15 protein-coding genes are annotated in these 17,647 nt (G+C 38.3%); 5 read left to right on the top strand and 10 right to left on the bottom strand.

The features are described 5' to 3' along the window. Positions 1 to 54 precede the first annotated feature (54 nt). Entirely contained in the window at positions 55 to 630 is a 576-nt protein-coding gene (locus F931_RS05030) for an NAD(P)H-dependent oxidoreductase (RefSeq protein ID WP_016140346.1), read from the top strand. Between the two features lie 64 nt (positions 631 to 694). Here F931_RS05030 and F931_RS05025 read toward each other — a convergent pair whose 3' ends face one another. Both F931_RS05025 and F931_RS05020 read right to left on the bottom strand, forming a co-directional pair. Beyond that, entirely contained in the window at positions 695 to 1,789 is a 1,095-nt protein-coding gene (locus F931_RS05025) for a fatty acid desaturase family protein (protein WP_016140345.1), read from the bottom strand. 12 nt (positions 1,790 to 1,801) lie between these two features. Next, complete coding sequence (locus F931_RS05020; protein ID WP_016140344.1) at positions 1,802 to 2,872, bottom strand: ferredoxin reductase; 1,071 nt, start codon at positions 2,870 to 2,872, stop codon at positions 1,802 to 1,804. Between the two features lie 139 nt (positions 2,873 to 3,011). On the opposite strand from F931_RS05020, the gene fabR reads away from it, so the two are divergent. Continuing rightward, on the top strand, positions 3,012 to 3,707 hold the full coding sequence (gene fabR, locus F931_RS05015; protein ID WP_016140343.1) for an HTH-type transcriptional repressor FabR: 696 nt from the start codon (positions 3,012 to 3,014) through the stop codon (positions 3,705 to 3,707). A gap of 166 nt (positions 3,708 to 3,873) precedes the next feature. After that, positions 3,874 to 4,890, top strand: a complete 1,017-nt coding sequence (locus F931_RS05010; protein ID WP_016140342.1) for an AI-2E family transporter — start codon at positions 3,874 to 3,876, stop codon at positions 4,888 to 4,890. Positions 4,891 to 4,946: 56 nt separating this feature from the next. On the opposite strand, the gene rapA is transcribed toward F931_RS05010, so the two are convergent. From rapA to F931_RS04980, 6 genes are all read right to left on the bottom strand, one after another. Beyond that, a complete protein-coding gene (rapA, locus tag F931_RS05005) occupies positions 4,947 to 7,784 on the bottom strand; it encodes an RNA polymerase-associated protein RapA (protein WP_016140341.1) in 2,838 nt (945 codons plus the stop codon). A 145-nt stretch (positions 7,785 to 7,929) separates the two neighbouring features. Further along, on the bottom strand, positions 7,930 to 8,568 hold the full coding sequence (gene rluA, locus F931_RS05000) for an RluA family pseudouridine synthase (RefSeq protein ID WP_005307342.1): 639 nt from the start codon (positions 8,566 to 8,568) through the stop codon (positions 7,930 to 7,932). Between the two features lie 132 nt (positions 8,569 to 8,700). Next, a complete protein-coding gene (locus F931_RS04995) occupies positions 8,701 to 9,405 on the bottom strand; it encodes a phosphopantetheine-binding protein (protein ID WP_016140340.1) in 705 nt (234 codons plus the stop codon). A gap of 61 nt (positions 9,406 to 9,466) precedes the next feature. Then, positions 9,467 to 10,765, bottom strand: a complete 1,299-nt coding sequence (gene hemL / locus F931_RS04990) for a glutamate-1-semialdehyde 2,1-aminomutase (protein ID WP_016140339.1) — start codon at positions 10,763 to 10,765, stop codon at positions 9,467 to 9,469. A gap of 42 nt (positions 10,766 to 10,807) precedes the next feature. Beyond that, positions 10,808 to 11,419 carry a thiamine phosphate synthase gene (gene thiE / locus F931_RS04985; RefSeq protein WP_016140338.1) on the bottom strand — a complete coding sequence of 204 codons (612 nt, stop codon included), beginning with the start codon at positions 11,417 to 11,419 and terminating at the stop codon, positions 10,808 to 10,810. 115 nt (positions 11,420 to 11,534) lie between these two features. Further along, the gene (locus tag F931_RS04980) at positions 11,535 to 11,918 is read right to left on the bottom strand and encodes an Mpo1-like protein (protein WP_080649432.1); all 384 of its coding nucleotides are present in this window, start codon (positions 11,916 to 11,918) and stop codon (positions 11,535 to 11,537) included. A gap of 165 nt (positions 11,919 to 12,083) precedes the next feature. Between F931_RS04980 and ygiF the strand changes: the two genes are divergently transcribed. Beyond that, positions 12,084 to 13,547: a CYTH and CHAD domain-containing protein gene (gene ygiF, locus F931_RS04975; protein WP_016140336.1), complete on the top strand. Its 1,464-nt coding sequence runs from the start codon at positions 12,084 to 12,086 to the stop codon at positions 13,545 to 13,547. 35 nt (positions 13,548 to 13,582) lie between these two features. Here the strand turns inward: ygiF and F931_RS04970 are convergent, their stop codons facing one another. Continuing rightward, positions 13,583 to 14,215, bottom strand: a complete 633-nt coding sequence (locus F931_RS04970; RefSeq protein WP_016140335.1) for a hypothetical protein — start codon at positions 14,213 to 14,215, stop codon at positions 13,583 to 13,585. A 107-nt stretch (positions 14,216 to 14,322) separates the two neighbouring features. On the opposite strand from F931_RS04970, the gene F931_RS04965 reads away from it, so the two are divergent. Next, complete coding sequence (locus F931_RS04965) at positions 14,323 to 14,706, top strand: DUF3144 domain-containing protein (RefSeq protein WP_002118682.1); 384 nt, start codon at positions 14,323 to 14,325, stop codon at positions 14,704 to 14,706. A 64-nt stretch (positions 14,707 to 14,770) separates the two neighbouring features. Here the strand turns inward: F931_RS04965 and F931_RS04960 are convergent, their stop codons facing one another. Next, on the bottom strand, positions 14,771 to 17,533 hold the full coding sequence (locus F931_RS04960; RefSeq protein WP_016140334.1) for a M16 family metallopeptidase: 2,763 nt from the start codon (positions 17,531 to 17,533) through the stop codon (positions 14,771 to 14,773). Positions 17,534 to 17,647: the final 114 nt, after the last annotated feature.

The raw sequence follows: 17,647 nt of genomic DNA, 5'->3' as shown, positions 1-17,647 counted from the left end.
GTGAATATTGTTTATGCATGTGATTAATCATCATAGAAATTAAGGAGACATACTATGAATAAGCCACTTTTACTGGTCTTTCATCCCGATTTAAATCAGTCCAAGGTTAATCGTGCTTTGGTTGAAGCATTACAGCTTCGAAACCAAATCGATATTGTTGATATTCAAGAGTTATATAACGGATCTCTGGATATAATGAAAGACGGTGCAATTGAAGCCCAACGTCTAATCTCTGCTTCACACATCATTTTCCAGTTCCCTATCTATTGGTATTCAGTTCCTCCGATTTTCAAAACTTGGATGGATGCGGTTTTAACACGGATGTTTTATCTTTTTTATGAACAGGAAGGTCAGAATATTGAAGGTAAATCACTTTACCTACATGTTACGGTTGGCAATTTGAATTCGGCATATCAAAAACAAGGACAAAATGGCTTCACCCTAGATGAGCTCATGGCACCTTTAAAAGCTACTGCACGTCGATGCAGATTAAACTGGCACACACCTCATATTGTTTTTAATGCAAATCAATTAGATGAAAATGATATAGAAAAAGAAATTTCATTATCTTTAAAGCAGTTTGAACAATGGGGCATACTCAATAAGGCTCCTCTTACTTCTTCATGCTAGTGCCAACCATAAAAAAACGCACTCCTGAATAATCAGTAGTGCGTTTCGGGGTTAAAGTAATATCTTATTTTTTAAACGGTAAAGCATATTTAAAGATACGGCCTACAACCTGTCCAAACTGTTTAGCTAGACTCGCGTTGTTATAATTTAGACCATATTTTTTACATACAGCTTCAACTTTTGGAGCCATTTGGCGATAACGACGCGCTGGAATATCAGGGAATAAATGGTGCTCGATCTGATGACTCAAGTGTCCGCTTAAAATATGTAATGCTTCTGAACCTTTTAGGTTAGAAGAACCACGAATCTGGCGCATATACCAGTGACCACGGCTCTCTTCTTGTAAAACGGACTTTGGAAATACTTCTGCATCTTTTGTAAAGTGACCACAGAAAATAATCGTAAATGTCCAGATATTACGAAGACCATTAGCAACTAAATTACCAGTAAATACAGGTAAAGCTGCCGGACCCGCAATTAATGGGAAGAAAACATAGTCTTTAAAAAGTTGCGTACCAATCTTTTTATTAACAGGTTTTAATTCTTCCAAGAATTTTGCCATGCTCTTACGTTTATAAAGGACACGTCCAATTTCAAGGTTCTGAATGGCTACGCCCCACTGGAACAACAAACAAAATGGGATGCTATAAACGGGTTGAAGTAAGAAACCTGGCTTCCAGCGTTGTTCTGGAAATAAACGAAGTAAACCATAACCAATGTCATCATCAATACCTTTAATATTGGTATAGGTGTGATGTTTATAGTTATGCGTTTGACGCCAGTTATCAGAAGTACCGACAGTATCCCATTCGTAAGTTTGGCCATTAAACTTAGGATCGTTCATCCAGTCATATTGACCATGCATCACGTTATGACCGAGTTCCATGTTTTCCATAATTTTAGAAAAGCCTAATAGACCTGTTCCTAAAATCCATGCTGGTGGGAACCAACCTGCAAACAAACATGCACGGCCTAAAAAGCTACTATAACGAATTGCAGCATACACACGGCGGATATATTTAGCATCTTTCTCACCCAAATCATCCAATACTTCTTGTTTGATCTGATCAAGCTCTTTTGCAAATGCATCAAGTTCTGCTGGAGTCAAATCACGATTTTTAGGATTTTTAAAATATTCGACTTTCACTGGCATATTCATAAGAGTTCTCTCTTAAAGATCAATAACTAGATCGGATTGTGCTGAGTTCACACAAATTTTGAGTAATTGGCTTGGTTCAGTATTTTCACTACCGTTGAGTAAATTACGTGTTGAACCTTGTGTTTTACTACACACACATTTATTGCAAATTCCCATACGGCAACCATGAGTTGGTTTAACGCCTTCATGTTCAAGGCTAACCAAAATTGATTGGCCTTTAGGAATTGCAATCACCTTATTAGACTGGGTTAATGTGACATTCACATAACCAATATCATCAGCAGAACTTTCATGTGTTAAGCTAAATGCTTCTGTTAAAAGGGCTGGAGCTTTTTCAAATAACTGCTCAACAGTCGCCACAAAACCAGAAGGTCCACACGCATAAATTGTGCTGTTTTCTACATCATCAACTAATGCTAAATGCTCTGCATTTAAACGTTCATCATTTGGGGTTTCTTGGGTATAGAAAACCTGATAACTAAAATTTGGGTATTGCTGTGCAACTTTTTCAAAGTATTCAACAAAAGCGGCATCCGAACGTTGTTTCACCCAATATAAAAGTTGTACTTGAACTTTATCTAATTGCTGACTTTGTTTAATCGCAGTAATCAAGCTCAACATTGGGGTAATTCCACTACCCGCTGCCAACATAATTAAATTCGGTGTTTTGATGTTTTGTTGCATATCGCCATAAGGTTGACCAAGCTCAAAAACATCACCGATTTGGCTTTCAGCAATAAACCAGTTACTGACAATACCATCCGCAACTTTTTTTACGGTTAAACGTAAGTGCTGCGCATCAACTTGCGTCAAACTATAAGTACGTTCATAGCGACGACCAGCAATTTCTACAATTACAGGATGATGCTGGCCTGCAACGCCCATTTTCACTAAGCGGTTACATTTTAGCGTCAAGCTCACCATGTCGTGAGCGACAAATTCTTTTTTTACAATTTGAACAAGGCCATGTTTTACAGACCATAAAGGATTAACTTTTTGTAGCCAGAAATTAGCCATTTCTTTATCAAAGATGGCTTGTGTCAATGAATTGAATAGAGAATTTCTCTTTTCGATTGCTTGCATAACTGAGGCTCTGTCGCTCTTTTTTAATTATTATACACATGTATATATATTTGTATATACACCCGTACTTTTAATTACAATTTCACAAGTTCAGCTTCTAAGGCTATAATCCTGAGAGTTTACAAATATATTGAACAGCATGACCCAATCTTCACTTTCTCAGAACCTGAATGACACACCTCTTCAACAAGATGTCATTGAAATTAAAACAGCTACGCGTTCTGTGGGAAGAAAAGCGACAATTACTAAAGAAGAACTTTTTCAGGCGGCTTTAAATCTCATTGGCCCACAAAAAAGTATTGCTTCACTGAGTTTACGTGAAGTAGCTCGAGAAGCAGGAATTGCACCAAATAGTTTCTATCGACACTTTAAAGATATTGATGAGTTAGCAATTTCTTTAATTGACCGTGCAGGTATTGTTTTACGTAAAATCATCCGTCAGGCTCGCCTACGTGCTTCTTTACAAGAGAGTATTATTCGTAGTTCTGTCGATATTTTTCTTCAACAGCTTGATGCTGATGAAGGTAATTTAAGTTTACTACTCCGTGAAAGTTTTACAGGTTCAGCTTCTTATAAAGCTGCCGTAGACCGTCAACTCAACTTTTTTCAGCAAGAGCTACAAGAAGATTTAATCCGTCTTGAGCGTTTAAATAACAATCACCTCTACCATCCAGACCTTGTTGCAAAAGCAATTACTCAACTTGTGTTTCACATGGGTGCAAAAGTTATTGATTTACCAATGAATCAACGTGCAGAAGTGGCTGAACAAACCATGATTATGATTCGGATGATTTTAGAAGGCGCACGTCATTTAGATGAAGCAAAAATTCGCTAAAATTGTTTTATGAATGGCTTGTTAATTAACAGGCCATTTTTAAATCTAACTCCTCTATTTTCCAATAAAAATATAATTCACTAATTGAAGCTAATAGCTTGCCAGAGTATAAATAATCATTCCATTTGCTCTTTCTCCTATATTCCCAACGATCTCAGGGATCCACATGCAAAATTTGAATAATCGTCAAAGTCTGATTGCAAGCTACATTCTTATGGGCATCTTTTTGCTTTCGGTTATCCCCTTACATTTATTAGCAAGTTTTTTTGCAGGCTTTCTCATTTATGAAATTATTATTAGCTTAAGTTCAGTTGTAGAACGTTATATTGACGGCCAAAGAGCCCGTATTTTTATTAGTATTTTACTTAGTATTGTTACCATTTCGCTTATTGGTTTTTTCATTACGAGCCTGATTAGTTTTGTTGTACACGATCTAAAAGGTGTAGGTTTACATAGTATTAATGGCAAAGTTGACCAAACCCTACTTCATTTGCAGGCAGAGATCGGAAAATATCTTCCAGGCTATATTCCCGATAGCGTGACAGATCTAAAAGACGAAATCTTTGCTTTTATGAAAGATAACGTGACTACATTAAAAAATACCAGTTCCGATATTTTGCATAACTTCGTAACTATGGTGATGGGATTAATTATTGGTATTTTGGTAGCAATACATGGTTTTCACCGCCGTACTCCTCAGCCTGTTTTTAAGTCTCTTCTGATTCAACGTATCCAAAAACTATCGATTTCATTTAAAAATGTTGTTTTTGCACAAATAAAAATTTCAGCTATTAACACACTGCTCTTTATTTTATTTGCATTTATTTTATTACCACTTTGGGGAATTCACCTCCCTTTTGCCAAAACCTTAACCATTTTGACCTTCATGTTTGGTCTGATTCCAATTTTAGGTAATCTTATTTCCAATACTTTAACCTTCATTGCTGCCCTTACCGTTTCCTTAGGACTAGCAGGTGCAGCATTACTTTATCTGGTTCTGGTTCATAAGCTTGAATATTTTATTAATGCTAAAATTATTGGGCATAAAATCAATGCCAGTGCATGGGAAATTTTATTGGCAATGTTAGTGTTTGAGTCCATTTTTGGTTTAGGCGGTTTAATCGCGGCTCCAATTTTCTATGCATATTTAAAATTAGAATTAAAAGATGCCGGTCTCATCTAATTCAAAATCGATGTATAAAAAAGCGCCCTCTAGGCGCTTTTTTTATTTTGAGTAAGTTAAGGTTTAACTACAACTAACACTTGAATCGCTTCTGGTGTAACTGTTAAGCCATCAAGTAAGCTTAAACCTTCTTTTTGCAACTTCTGTAAACGTTCAATTTCGTCTTGACGAATACTTGGGTTGAATTGTTTTAGATAAGTTAAACGGTCAATTTCATATTGCCATTTATTACCATAATGTTCTTTTGCTTGCTGTTGAAGCTGCGGCAAATCAACTTTCGCAATCTCTAACGCTTGTTTATAGCGCTGCTCAATGATATCACGACGAGCTTTAACCACCTGACGACAGCTATTACCATCTAAGTGATGTAAATAAGGTTTTAAAATTGTCGGATCAATTTTTTCAGACAAATCTTGGCCATTTTCACTTAATAATACGCGAATAAGCTGCTTAGGTAAGCTCGATGGTAAGTTCAGTGATTTCGGCGCAACAACATCCACTTTAAACCAGACTTCAATTAAGACTGAACCCTGCTTTAACGCATTCGATTTGAGCACAGCAACATTGGTACTACCAAATGATTGTGTACGGATCATTTCCATAACACTTTCAATGAATGGATGCTCTAAAGTTAAATATTGAGCATCTTCACGAAGCTGAGCTTGATCGCGATAGAACGTTGCGGTCATACCTTCTTCGTCTAAAGCCAAACCTTGCACTTGCATTTGGTCGGTCGGTTTAATAATCACCGTACCATTACTTTGCTCATCAAAGTCGATATTGGTTGATGACATGAAACGCTTCACAAACATTGGTAGCGTAGTATTGTCATCATAGTCTTCAAGGGCCTGAACAATTTCTTGTGCCACAATTGGACGACATGAATTATATTCAAGTAAACGGTCTCGACCAGCTTGAAGTTCAGCTTCTAAGGCTTGACGTTGAGCATTCACTTCTTCAAGCAAATCTTCAAATGTTTGACCTTGGTCTGCAAGTAAGCAGTCTTTTAATTCAACAATAAAGTTCTCTTGCAGCGTTTGTGCTGTTGGAGAAATATTGCTGAAAATATTAAGTGCTTCGTTATACCAACGGAACATACGTTCTTGAGCTGTTCCAACAAGATATGGCACATGAATCTGAATACGGTTTTCTTGACCAATACGGTCTAGACGCCCAATACGCTGCTCTAAAACATCTGGGTTAGCTGGTAAATCAAATAAAATTAGATCACTGGCGAATTGGAAATTACGGCCTTCCGAACCAATTTCCGAACACAATAGAATTTGTGCGCCATAGCTTTCTTCAGCGAAATAAGCAGCCGCTTGGTCACGTTCAAGTAAGCTCATGCCCTCATGGAACATTGCGGTACGAATACCTGCATGCAAACGCAACACATTTTCTAAAGACTCAACCACTGGTCCGCTACGCGCGATTAAAAGCACTTTTTTATGCTTAAGATCTTTGCGTAAAATTTCCATTAACCATGGCACACGCGGATCATTTTGCATCCATGAACCATCAATCTGCGCTTCTTCAGGCCACATCTGCTCACGCAGTTTGCCGTCTTTTGACCAATCTTCTGGTGCTGGTAATGGTGCTGGCTGACAATCACGACCTGGGAAGCCCTGAATCGCTTCACGTGTATTACGGAATAAAATACGTCCAGTACCGTGACGGTCTAATAACTCGTGAATAGCTCTAAAGCGTTGATCAGGCTGGTCTTCAATAGTGTGACCTAACAAACCTTCTAAAGCAGATAAATGCTCTGGCGTTAAAGCTTGATCAGACATGAGTACTTCAGCAATTTTTGCAGTTTGCTGATATTGAGTCTCTTCATCTAAAAAGCGCTCTAAACTACTAAAACGCTGTGGATCAAGTAAACGCAAGCGAGCGAAATGGCTTTCTACGCCTAATTGTTCAGGTGTTGCAGTAAGCAATAACACCCCTGCTGTATTTTCAGCTAACTCTTCAATTAAATCGTAGCGATCATTACCGCCTTCTTCTTCGCTCCACATCAAATGATGTGCTTCATCAACCACGAGCAAATCGAAGCCAGCTTCTATGGCTTGCTCACGTAAATCATCATGGTCAACCATTAAGTCAACGCTGGCAATAATACATTGCTCAGTCAAGAACGGGTTAAGCTCTGGATCATGTTCTTTAATAGATGCAGTACGCGTTAAATCAAACAGAGAGAATTGCAAGTTAAAACGGCGACGCATTTCAATCATCCACTGATACTGTAGAGAATCAGGGACTAAAATAAGAATTCGTTCTGAACGTCCTGTTTTAAGCTGCTGGTGAATTATCAAACCAGCTTCAATTGTTTTACCTAAACCTACTTCATCGGCAAGTAAAACACGAGGAGCAAAACGTTTACCAACTTCATGTGCGATATAAAGCTGATGAGGAATCAGGCCAACACGTGCACCAACCATACCACGTAAAGGGCTAGTCTGCATTTGCGCTTGCATGAGCATTGCTTCAATACGCAAGTCATACCACTCTTTATAGTCGACCTGACTTGCAAGCAAACGATCTAAAGGTTTAGATAATTGAATTTGCGCACCAATACGCGTTTCATTGAGCGCTTTACGCTCTTGTTCGCCATTTTCTAAAGTACGAACAACGTTATAACGCAAAACACCATGTCGGTCTTCAACAGACTCAACAATCCACTTCTTGCCTTCTTGATCTTGAACTTCATCATTGGTATTGAAGATGATACGAGATAGTGGAGCATTGTTACGTGCATATACACGTGTCTCATCACTTTTGGGGAATAAAATGCTGACAGATCTTTCATCTACATCAATAAGCACACCTAAACCGAGTTCAGTTTCTGTGTCTGATAGCCAACGTTGACCAATAGCATACTGCTGCAATTTTTCCACCTTTCTCTCAAGTTCGCACTACATATTGTACGATGCAAATTAGCTTATTTTTGCATCTTTTTATGTAGTCTTTAAAGCAAAATTTTGAAGCAAAAACCAATTAAATCGCTTTGCTACAAAAAATTACTCATCAAAAGTTTTTACATTAAAACGGTACAGGACAGTCAAAAGTTAATGTTTCTGCTGTGACAGGATGATTAAAACTTAACTGTTTGGCATGCAAACATAAACGCGGAACAAGTTGCTGCTCCGGTGTCGCATACAGCGTGTCACCTACAATTGGATGCCCAAGATATTGCATGTGTACACGGAGTTGATGAGATCGTCCCGTAATTGGTGTTAATTTCACACGAGTTACAGGTTGTCCCTGAATTTGAAAATGTTCTATGGCCTGCCAATGTGTTAAAGCAGGTTTGTTGTGAGAAGCGTCGACAATATGTAAAGGCGGTCGACTTGGGTCATAGATGACAGGAATATCTACAGTCCCTTCACCTTCTAAATGACCTGCGACAAGCGCTTCGTATATTTTTGAAGTCTGACGATCTTGAAATTGACGTGCAATTGCACTTTGACCGCGTTTCGATAAACCAAATACTAAAATACCTGAAGTATCTCGGTCTAGACGATGAATGAGCAAGGTTTTAGGTTCAATCGCAACCAACCTTGTCAAAACGCTATCATGTAAATCACCTTTACCAGGAACACTCAAAATGTCCGAAGGTTTATGAATCACCATAAAATCATCATCACGATAGATCAGATGTTCACTTAGAAAATCACTCAAAGTTGTATTCCCAAGGTAAGATGAAAAACAAGCGGGCAATAATAAAAAGCTTACGTCCGAATTACAATGCCGTTCGGGTAAATTAACAGCAGAATTTGCAAATAATATGGATCACTTCGCCCCTATCGACAGTCATTGCTTCAATAACTGCATAATCTGTTGCAATGTCGGTGCTTGCATTAACTCTTCTGCGCTCAATCTCGCACCATTTGCACGCCATAGATCGACCAGATAATTGACAGCAGACTGATCTAGTCCGTAGTTTCTTAAATCAATTTCCGGATGGATCTCCATAGGATGTCGCCCCACCTGTTCAGCAATTGCCAATAAAATTCCTTTATCAGACAAGATATAGGAAGATGGCGCACTTAAAGACCATAAGCGTATTAAAGTCTTTGTATTTACATGTTGAATGGAGTCAAAACTGATCTTTTCAACCCATTGGATATGCTGCTCTAAGCTACTCGCCAAGATTGCATCGTTTACCACACTGACCTGATCTGTAATCGATAAAACAAGCTGCATGACTTGTTTAAATAGAGGTGACAAATCACCTGCCATCATAACTTGAGCCTGAGTATTTGATGACAAACGCTGACCAAGCTCCAACATAGTTTGTTGAAGCTGAGCTGTATCTATAAAAATAACTGGAATTTCGAGTGATTGCGCTCGTTTACTCAACAGTTCTAAATGGTGTGCCAATGGTTGCTCAGACCAATCTGGTCGTACTCTAAGCTCATTGAGCCCAACCAATAGCAATATACTTTGCGTAGACTCAATTGACCAATTTGAAGTACTTGTTGCTAATTGGATTTTTCGAGGTAAGGGGTAAAACATTATTCTCTACAAATATAAAAATAGCTCAAATTAAAAAGCCCGTTTAACACGGGCTTTTTGCTTACTTCATTTCAGCAAATGTTTCTTTCGCAGCCTGAATCGTAAACTCGATATCTTCGTCTGAATGAGCAGATGAAATGAAGCCAGCTTCAAACGCAGACGGTGCTAAGTTGACTCCACGTTTTAACATACCATGGAAGAACTTTTTGAAAGCTTCAATGTCACAGGCCAACATAGAGTCAAAACTTGTAATATCTTCTTGGTCGGTAAAATACAGACCAAACATTGCGCCAGCTTGCTGAGTCTTAAATGGAATACCCGCTTCATCAGCTGCAGCTTGTAGGCCTGCAAGTAACTTTTCAAGTTGAGCAGATAAGTTGCTATAAAAGTCTGGTTGGCGAAGATGTTTGAACATCTCAATACCAGCACGCATAGCAAGTGGGTTACCAGATAATGTACCTGCTTGGTATACGCCACCTAAAGGCGCGATACATTCCATGATTTCACGCTTACCACCAAATGCACCAACAGGTAAGCCTGCACCAATAATTTTACCTAAAGTGGTTAAATCAGGTTTAACGTTATAAACCGATTGTGCACCACCTAAAGCAACACGGAAACCTGTCATCACTTCATCAATAATGAATACAGATTTATATTCATCACAAATATCACGAATGGCTTGTAGGAAACCATCAATTGGTTTCACCATATTCATGTTACCTGCGACAGGCTCAATAATAACGCCCGCAATTTCATGACCAAATTTAGCAAAGCATTCTTTTAATGCAGCAATATCATTGTAAGGCAGCGTTAAGGTGTGTTTAGCAAAATCAACAGGTACACCTTTCGAAGTCGGCTCACCCTCACCTAAAGTGAGTAAGCCCGAACCTGCTTTTACTAAAAGTGAGTCTGAGTGACCATGGTAACAACCTTCAAACTTCACAATCTTGTCACGGCCAGTATAACCACGTGCTAAACGAATAGCGGTCATGGTCGCTTCTGTACCAGAGTTCGTCATACGCACCAATTCAATTGATGGCATGATTTCACAAATAATATCTGCCAACGTTGTTTCGTGAACAGTCGGCGCACCAAAACTTAAGCCATCTTCTGCGGCTGTTTGTACTGCTTTAATAATTTCTGGATGAGCATGACCCAAAATCATTGGTCCCCAAGAACCAACATAGTCAACATAACGCTTACCATCGACATCCCACAAATAAGCACCTTTAGCTTTCTCGATGAAAACTGGTGTTCCTCCAACGCCATTAAAGGCACGTACTGGAGAGTTCACACCACCTGGAATGTGTTTACTGGCTTGTTTAAATAACTGTTCTTGCTTTGGAGATAAACTCATGGAAATGCTCGTCTTAAATATCTAAAAAATAATTTTGAAAGCTTAAGAAAATAATTGTGCCCAGGCCTGTACACGGGCAGGAATTTCAGCAGTTGATCGGCCTAATATATCACTAATGACTGCACAGAGGTCAGCCCCGGCCTCAATCACAGGTTGTGAGTTTTCAACAGTTAAACCACCAATCGCACAAATTGGTACATCATATTGAGCTGCTGCTTGCTTAATCACTTCAATACCGACATTACCTGCTTCAGGTTTTGTAGAAGTCGCGTAAACCGCACCAAATGCAATATAAGTCGCCCCATCGGCAATTGCTTTTTGTGCAAGCTCTAAAGAGTTCAGGCAAGTACGACCAATAATGACGCCTTCTGGTAATTGCGATGTTGCATCGGTAATTTCACCGTCACTTTGACCTAAATGCACACCTAATCCAAACTGAGCAGCTAGTTTCAGATCGTCATTAATCACAAAAGGAACCTGATATTTTTCACACAATAGTTTGATGTGTTCAACTTCAGCAGGTTGATCTGCTTTGTCTACTTTTTTACGACGATACTGTAAAATTGCGACCTGACGAGTTGCGAGCGCGGCATCTAATTTTTCTAATAATAGTTGGATTGGGTCATCGTTGGTAATGAGATATAAACCGCGCATACTCTACTCTCGCTTTAAAAAACTTGGCTAGTATAACGGATTTATAGGACATCATAAGTACCGATTGATCTAGGTCTACCAGTACCAATCGGTATAATGAGAATAAAAGTAAAAATTAACTCGGAATTTTATCAAACTTACGATCAACCAAACTCAAACGGCCACGTGCAACATCCGTCAACATTCGCCAATCAGAAATAAAACTATAAAAAGGCTGTTTAAAACTGGCAGGTTTATTTTTTTCAAACACAAAATGTCCAACCCAGGCATTTGCATAACCAGCTACCAAACCATAGAGCACATATTTGGCCTGTTTCTTACGAATTGCTTTTGAAAAAAAGTATATGCCAATACTGCTACCCACCACATGTAAGCGTCTGCTCATGATGTTACGGTGTTCAGTTAAATAAAAACAATAAAAGTCCTGATAGTTTTTAATCGGTAATTCAAACTCTGGCTGAGCTTCATGGCTAAAGTTTATTGGTGCATTCACGATCATCTTCCTGATTTTTATTTGATCAAAACGTCACCTGATTGTACACCTAAATAAAAGTGTAGCGTCATATGTTTGATTGTAACTTTCTCTATCAAAATCATTATTTTTAACGCTAAGCTATTATACTTATTCAAGATAGTCTAAATACCTGATTCAGGGAGATATATTATGGTCGAAGTTGAACTAAAGTTTCAGTTACCTGAATCGAAGAAAAAAACTGTCCAACAATACTTAAAAAAACACAAAGCAAAGAATATTCACTTACAGGCCAAGTATTACGATACCCCTGATCGACTGCTTGCAAAAAATGGTATGGCCTTACGTCTACGTAAAGAAGATGATCAATGGGTACAAACATTTAAAGCCGCAGGTCAAAGCCATCTCCACCGTGTTGAAGAAGAAATTCATTTAGGTAAGTGTGAGCAAGAACCTGACTTAAACCTTGAGTTATATCAAGATAATAAAGTAGTCATGGATTTAATTAATACAGCTTTAGGAACACAAGCTGAAAAATTGAGTTTGCAGTTTGAGACGGATGTACATCGTACCTACCACGTATTTGAAGCAGATAATACGGCGATTGAAGTTTGCTTAGATGATGGTGTGGTAAAAACGGCGGATGCAGAAAGTGTAATTTGCGAAGTCGAATTTGAACTCAAGCAAGGTCCAGTGAAAACGCTTATTCAATTTGCACAGCAATGGATTAATCGTTATTCACTTTGGCTTGATGTAAGAAGTAAAGCTGAGCGTGGCAACCTATTAGCACTAGGGCAAGCTGCCTCACCTGCTGTTCATGCCAAAGCTCTGACACTAAATAAAGATATTACTGCTGAACAGGCTCTCAAAAAGATTGTCGAAAACTGTTTAGAACAATTTTTGCCAAATATGGCTGTCATTGCCGATGGCGTTGCTGAAGCTGAGCATATTCATCAGGCACGTGTAAGCTTACGTCGTTTACGTAGTGCGCTTAAGCATTTCGCTGGTTGGTCAGGCGAGCTAAATCCACTTTGGGAAGAACAAATTGCTGAGCTTTTCCGTAAGCTTGGAGACACTCGTGATGAAGATGCTATTCGCACCGAAGTGCTACCTACTATTCAACAACACGGTTCACCTGAACTTTTACTACCAGTTTCAACCCAGCCCTCAAAAGAACTTTCAACAATCTTTACCTCTGCGGACACGATTAAGCTATTACTTGATTTATTAGCATTTGCTTATTCAGAAGAAGATTCAGAGAGCAAAACTGGTGGGTTAAAAAAACATATTAAAAAGAGTTTAGATAAGTTACATCATAAAGTGATTAGCCATGCTGACCATTTCTCTGAGCTTGAAGTTGTTGAACAGCACAAAATAAGAAAGCAAGCTAAGCAGCTACGTTATTGTGTTGAATTTATTTCAAGTCTTTATTTAAACAAAAAAGTACAGCAATATTTAAAACAGCTACAACCTGTACAAAACACTTTAGGTCACTATAACGACTTATTTATTGCAGAAGGTATTTTCAATAAAGCTGTCGAAAATGACCCATCTTTCTGGTTTGCTCTAGGCTGGGTAAAAGCCAAACAGCCGCAACTACAAAAGCGTTCAGCAAAAGCTTTACAAACGTTTAGTCAGACTGAAACTTTCTGGTAATTTATAAAAAGGCGCTGTAAACATGCAGCGACTTTTTATCGATACTTACCAAATACTTTCCATACACCGTTATCTGCTAACGGATCACTATAGCTATCACTGCGCTGCTTTCTTGGTTTATCGCGAGCATCGACCAATTTAAAATGCGGCTCAACCCCTAGCACAATACCATTGGTATAAAACCGTGAACGGGTATATTCACTTTGCCCATGTTGAAACACATAAGTTCTTAAATCGATGAATTCACGGTGAGCGACTAGAGCCGCGGTATCATCGCTTTGCAACCATTCTTGCATCGTAAATATCTGGTCTGTTTCAAACTGTCCGCATTTTTCAATAAGACTCGCTACACCGCGGAAAGTTTTAGATTCTTTTGCGCGTGTTTTATTAATCCGTATTCGGTCTACATGAAAAAAGAACAGCGGTAAATTTAAATGACTTGGTAAATGAATAGCATCTGGTAATTCATCTTCCATAAATGGCTGAAAAAGCTCTTGTGCCCTTTCAATTAGGCCCTGCCATTGTTGGTAATAATTTTCGACTTCTTTTTGCAAGCCATAATAAATCGGCAACCCTTCAACATGTTCTAAATATTGAGGTGGGAAAACATGCTGTCGTAATAAAGCAATATCTGTCTTTAAACTTTGAATCGCAATTGCATCTTGCATATTATTCTCTCCTATCAATACTTAGGCTATTTACAGACTAAGTCAAAGGTTTTGTTTCCGCAAGCGTTTGCCTATAATAAGCAGCTCTATTTTTGCGGGAATAAGTCATGTCTCAAAAGATTAATGCAACAGATATTACTGAAGAAGAAGCGTTAAATGCTGTTTTCTTTGAGCGTGCGGATGAGTTTATTAAACAGGCTAATGATTTTTGTCGCCCGCCAAAAGATAAAAAAGTAGATCCAGCTGAGTTACGTGGTCAAGTGAGTGCTGCAATGTTGTTTGCTACTGCCCGCTTCAATACATGGGTAGCAGCAAATAACTTTAAAGATGGCAATGAAATGCGTGATGCGAAAGATCAGGTCATGTCTTACCTTCTTCAACAATTTCAAATGATGCTTGAAGATAACTTCGATGAGTATTGTGAGCAATTCGAAAATTATTTACGTTTCCGTAAAAATGAAGATTTTCACGCACATAAACACGATCATTAATATGATTTAAAAACCCAAATAATAAAAAGCCACGATTCAGTGGCTTTTTATTTGCGAGAAGACTTTATTTTTTTGCTGCCTGACCATATTGATCAGCCATCACTTCGACCAAATGCTCAGGTTTAATATACTTTTTAATTACTCTATTGACGTCCGCAATAGTCAATTTAGTTAACTCTTGATCATGACGAATTCGGTCTTGCAATGTTTTGTCTGTTTCAAGCTGTAGATTTAACATCCCATGAATATTACGTTCATCTTCTAATGCCGTAACTCGTTTCTTCATGATATCTGCTTTAGCAGCTTCAAGTTCTTGCTCAGTTATCCCATTTTTTACCAAGTCATTTAACACTTTATGTATTGATGCAGACACTTGGGCTGAACGACCCGAAGTATAATTTGCACTAATACTCAAAGCCCCTACATTTGTATCACGGTCGAGTTGCAGCCCACTTCCAAAACCATAAACTAGTGCATTTTTCTCACGAAGCTCTTGAGCCAAACGTGATGAAATTTGAGATTCGCCTAAAATATAGTTCATTAAAATGAGAGCAGGTGCATCTGGATGGTTTTTCCCAACTGGCAGTGACAGTACGCTTTGGTAGCTACCAAATTCACGTTGCTCAGATAAAACATGAACTTTCTGTGCTGGAAAATCAACGTGATCAATCAAGATTTTTTGATATGGCTGTTTACCGTTCCAACGACCAAACTCCTGATTCAGTAATTTCTGCATCTTTTTCGCATCAAATTCGCCTGTAATGGCAATTTGAGCGTGGTTCATTGCAAAGAAACGCTCATACAACTCTTTCACTTGCTCTTGAGTTGCATTTTTCAACTGCTGTTTTGCCAGTTCAGGTTCAAAGTGATAACGCAAATCACCCGGTTGATATTCTTCAAGCAAACGTGAAAGTGTTAAGCCTGCTACTACATCTGGCTCGGTATAAGGACGATCAAGGCTTGATAAGCTTTGCGATTTAATTAAATCAAATTGAGATTGCTCAAATTTCGGATTTTTCATCACATCAAGAACAAACTTGAAAAACTCATCAAATTTTTCTGATTTAGACTGAATGTTAATCGTCATGCCATTGCCGTCAGCACTTGCATAAGCCGCGCCGCCTGCATCAATCGACTTATCAGCGATATCTTGCAAACTATATTTATCAGAACCACGAAGCAATAAGTATGAGGTTAAATCAACTACCGTACCTTTATTAAATAAAGATTTTTCTGTCCCGAAGTCCATGGTAATCGTTGCATAAGTACGATCATCACGTGTTTCAACTGGGAATAAGGCATATTTCATTCCATTTTTCAGTTTTCCACGGATAATCTTTTTCTCATTACTTTCAACATATTGCTTAGAAGATTTTAAAAACTCAGCAACTTCTTGTTGATATACCTTTGGATCTTTTAAAGGCTCGGCTTTTACTTCTACCTGATCTAGAGTTTTAGGGGTCGCTTTTGAATTTTGCTGTTGAGCTTTTTTCTGGTCTTCAGGCGTTGGTAGAATTTCACCATCAATACGATGCTCAGCCACAAGGAACTGTTTTAAAGTTTGATTTACTTCATCTAGCTTAACTTTTTCTACCGAATCTAAATCTTTAAAATATTGATCCCACTGCCCGCCTGCAACGGTGTAATCACTTAAACGCGACCCCAGTGCTACCGCATCTTTCGTAATTAGGTCACCTTGAGTTTTCATTAAACTTTTAACACGATTTAATTCAACTTCGGTAAAAGGCTTCCCTTTTTCAATACCCGCTAGCAAAGAGCTTTCAACTTTTTTAGGATCATTACTTGGTGAATAAATCGCGCCTAAAAACACCACATTAAAATCTTGGTCTAACCAAGTGCTAGACTCTACATTTGTGGTAATGCCCGTTTCAACCATGTCCTGATATAAATGACCACTTGGCTGCATGGTATATAACAAAGGGGCTAAAGCGAGTGTTGGCTGAATTTTGGTATTTTTACCATTCATATAGATATGGAATTTAGCCAGATCACTTCCCTTTTTCACCATGAACTGACGATTTTTTATTTTTGTAGAGTCAAGCACAGGAATCTGTACAGGCTTTGGAACCTCTCGTGCTGCAATTGGACTAAAATATTGGTCAATTGTTTTTAAGACATCTGTTTTATCGAACTTACCTGAAATCACCATGACTGCATTATTAGGCGCATACCAGCTACGATAGAACTGGTTTAATTCAGGCATCTTAATAGATTTAAGCTCAGGCAAATCACCAATCGGTAAACGTCCTAGATATTGATTACCGTAAGCTGACTTCCACATTTGATCCATCAGCACAGCAAATGGCTGATCCATACGGACTTCACGTTCGCGCTTTACGATCTCAATTTCGGAAGGAACAAATTTTTCTTGAAGAACTAATTTATCCATACGTTCAGATTCAAGATACAGCACCTGATCAAGCGCAGTTTTCTCTGGACGAACGATATTGGTATATTTTGTTGAATAGTAATCCGTGCTGGCGTTTGTCATCAATGTATATTGATCTAAACGGCGCTGGAATTCTTCCCCTTTAACATTTTTAGTCCCTTTAAAAGCCAAGTGCTCAAGCAAATGAGCTAAGCCACTTTTGCCTTGCGGGTCATTTAATGAACCAGTTAAATAAATGGTGTTAATAAAGATTTTATTTTCTTTAGCATTCGGTGCCAGAACAATCCGAAAACCATTATCTAATTTATATTCCTCAATATTTTGCTTACTTTTTACTAATGTAGTTTGTGCCCAAGATGCAGCACTTAAACCAAGAATACACAGGGAGAGAGTCAGTTGTTTAAACTGCATAAACATATAAATACCAATTAATTTGAATAATAAAAAATCAATAGTTGTGGGACTATAGTAGAAAATTTAAGCTGACTTTCATAGTAAAGTTTTGAAAAAAAAGCCGTTTATTTAAACGGC

The sequence above is a fragment of the Acinetobacter pittii ANC 4050 genome (assembly GCF_000399685.1).
Lineage (GTDB): Bacteria > Pseudomonadota > Gammaproteobacteria > Pseudomonadales > Moraxellaceae > Acinetobacter > Acinetobacter pittii_E.
The sequence above is the reverse complement of the archived record's forward strand: the minus strand, read 5'-3'. Positions and strand labels throughout refer to the sequence as shown.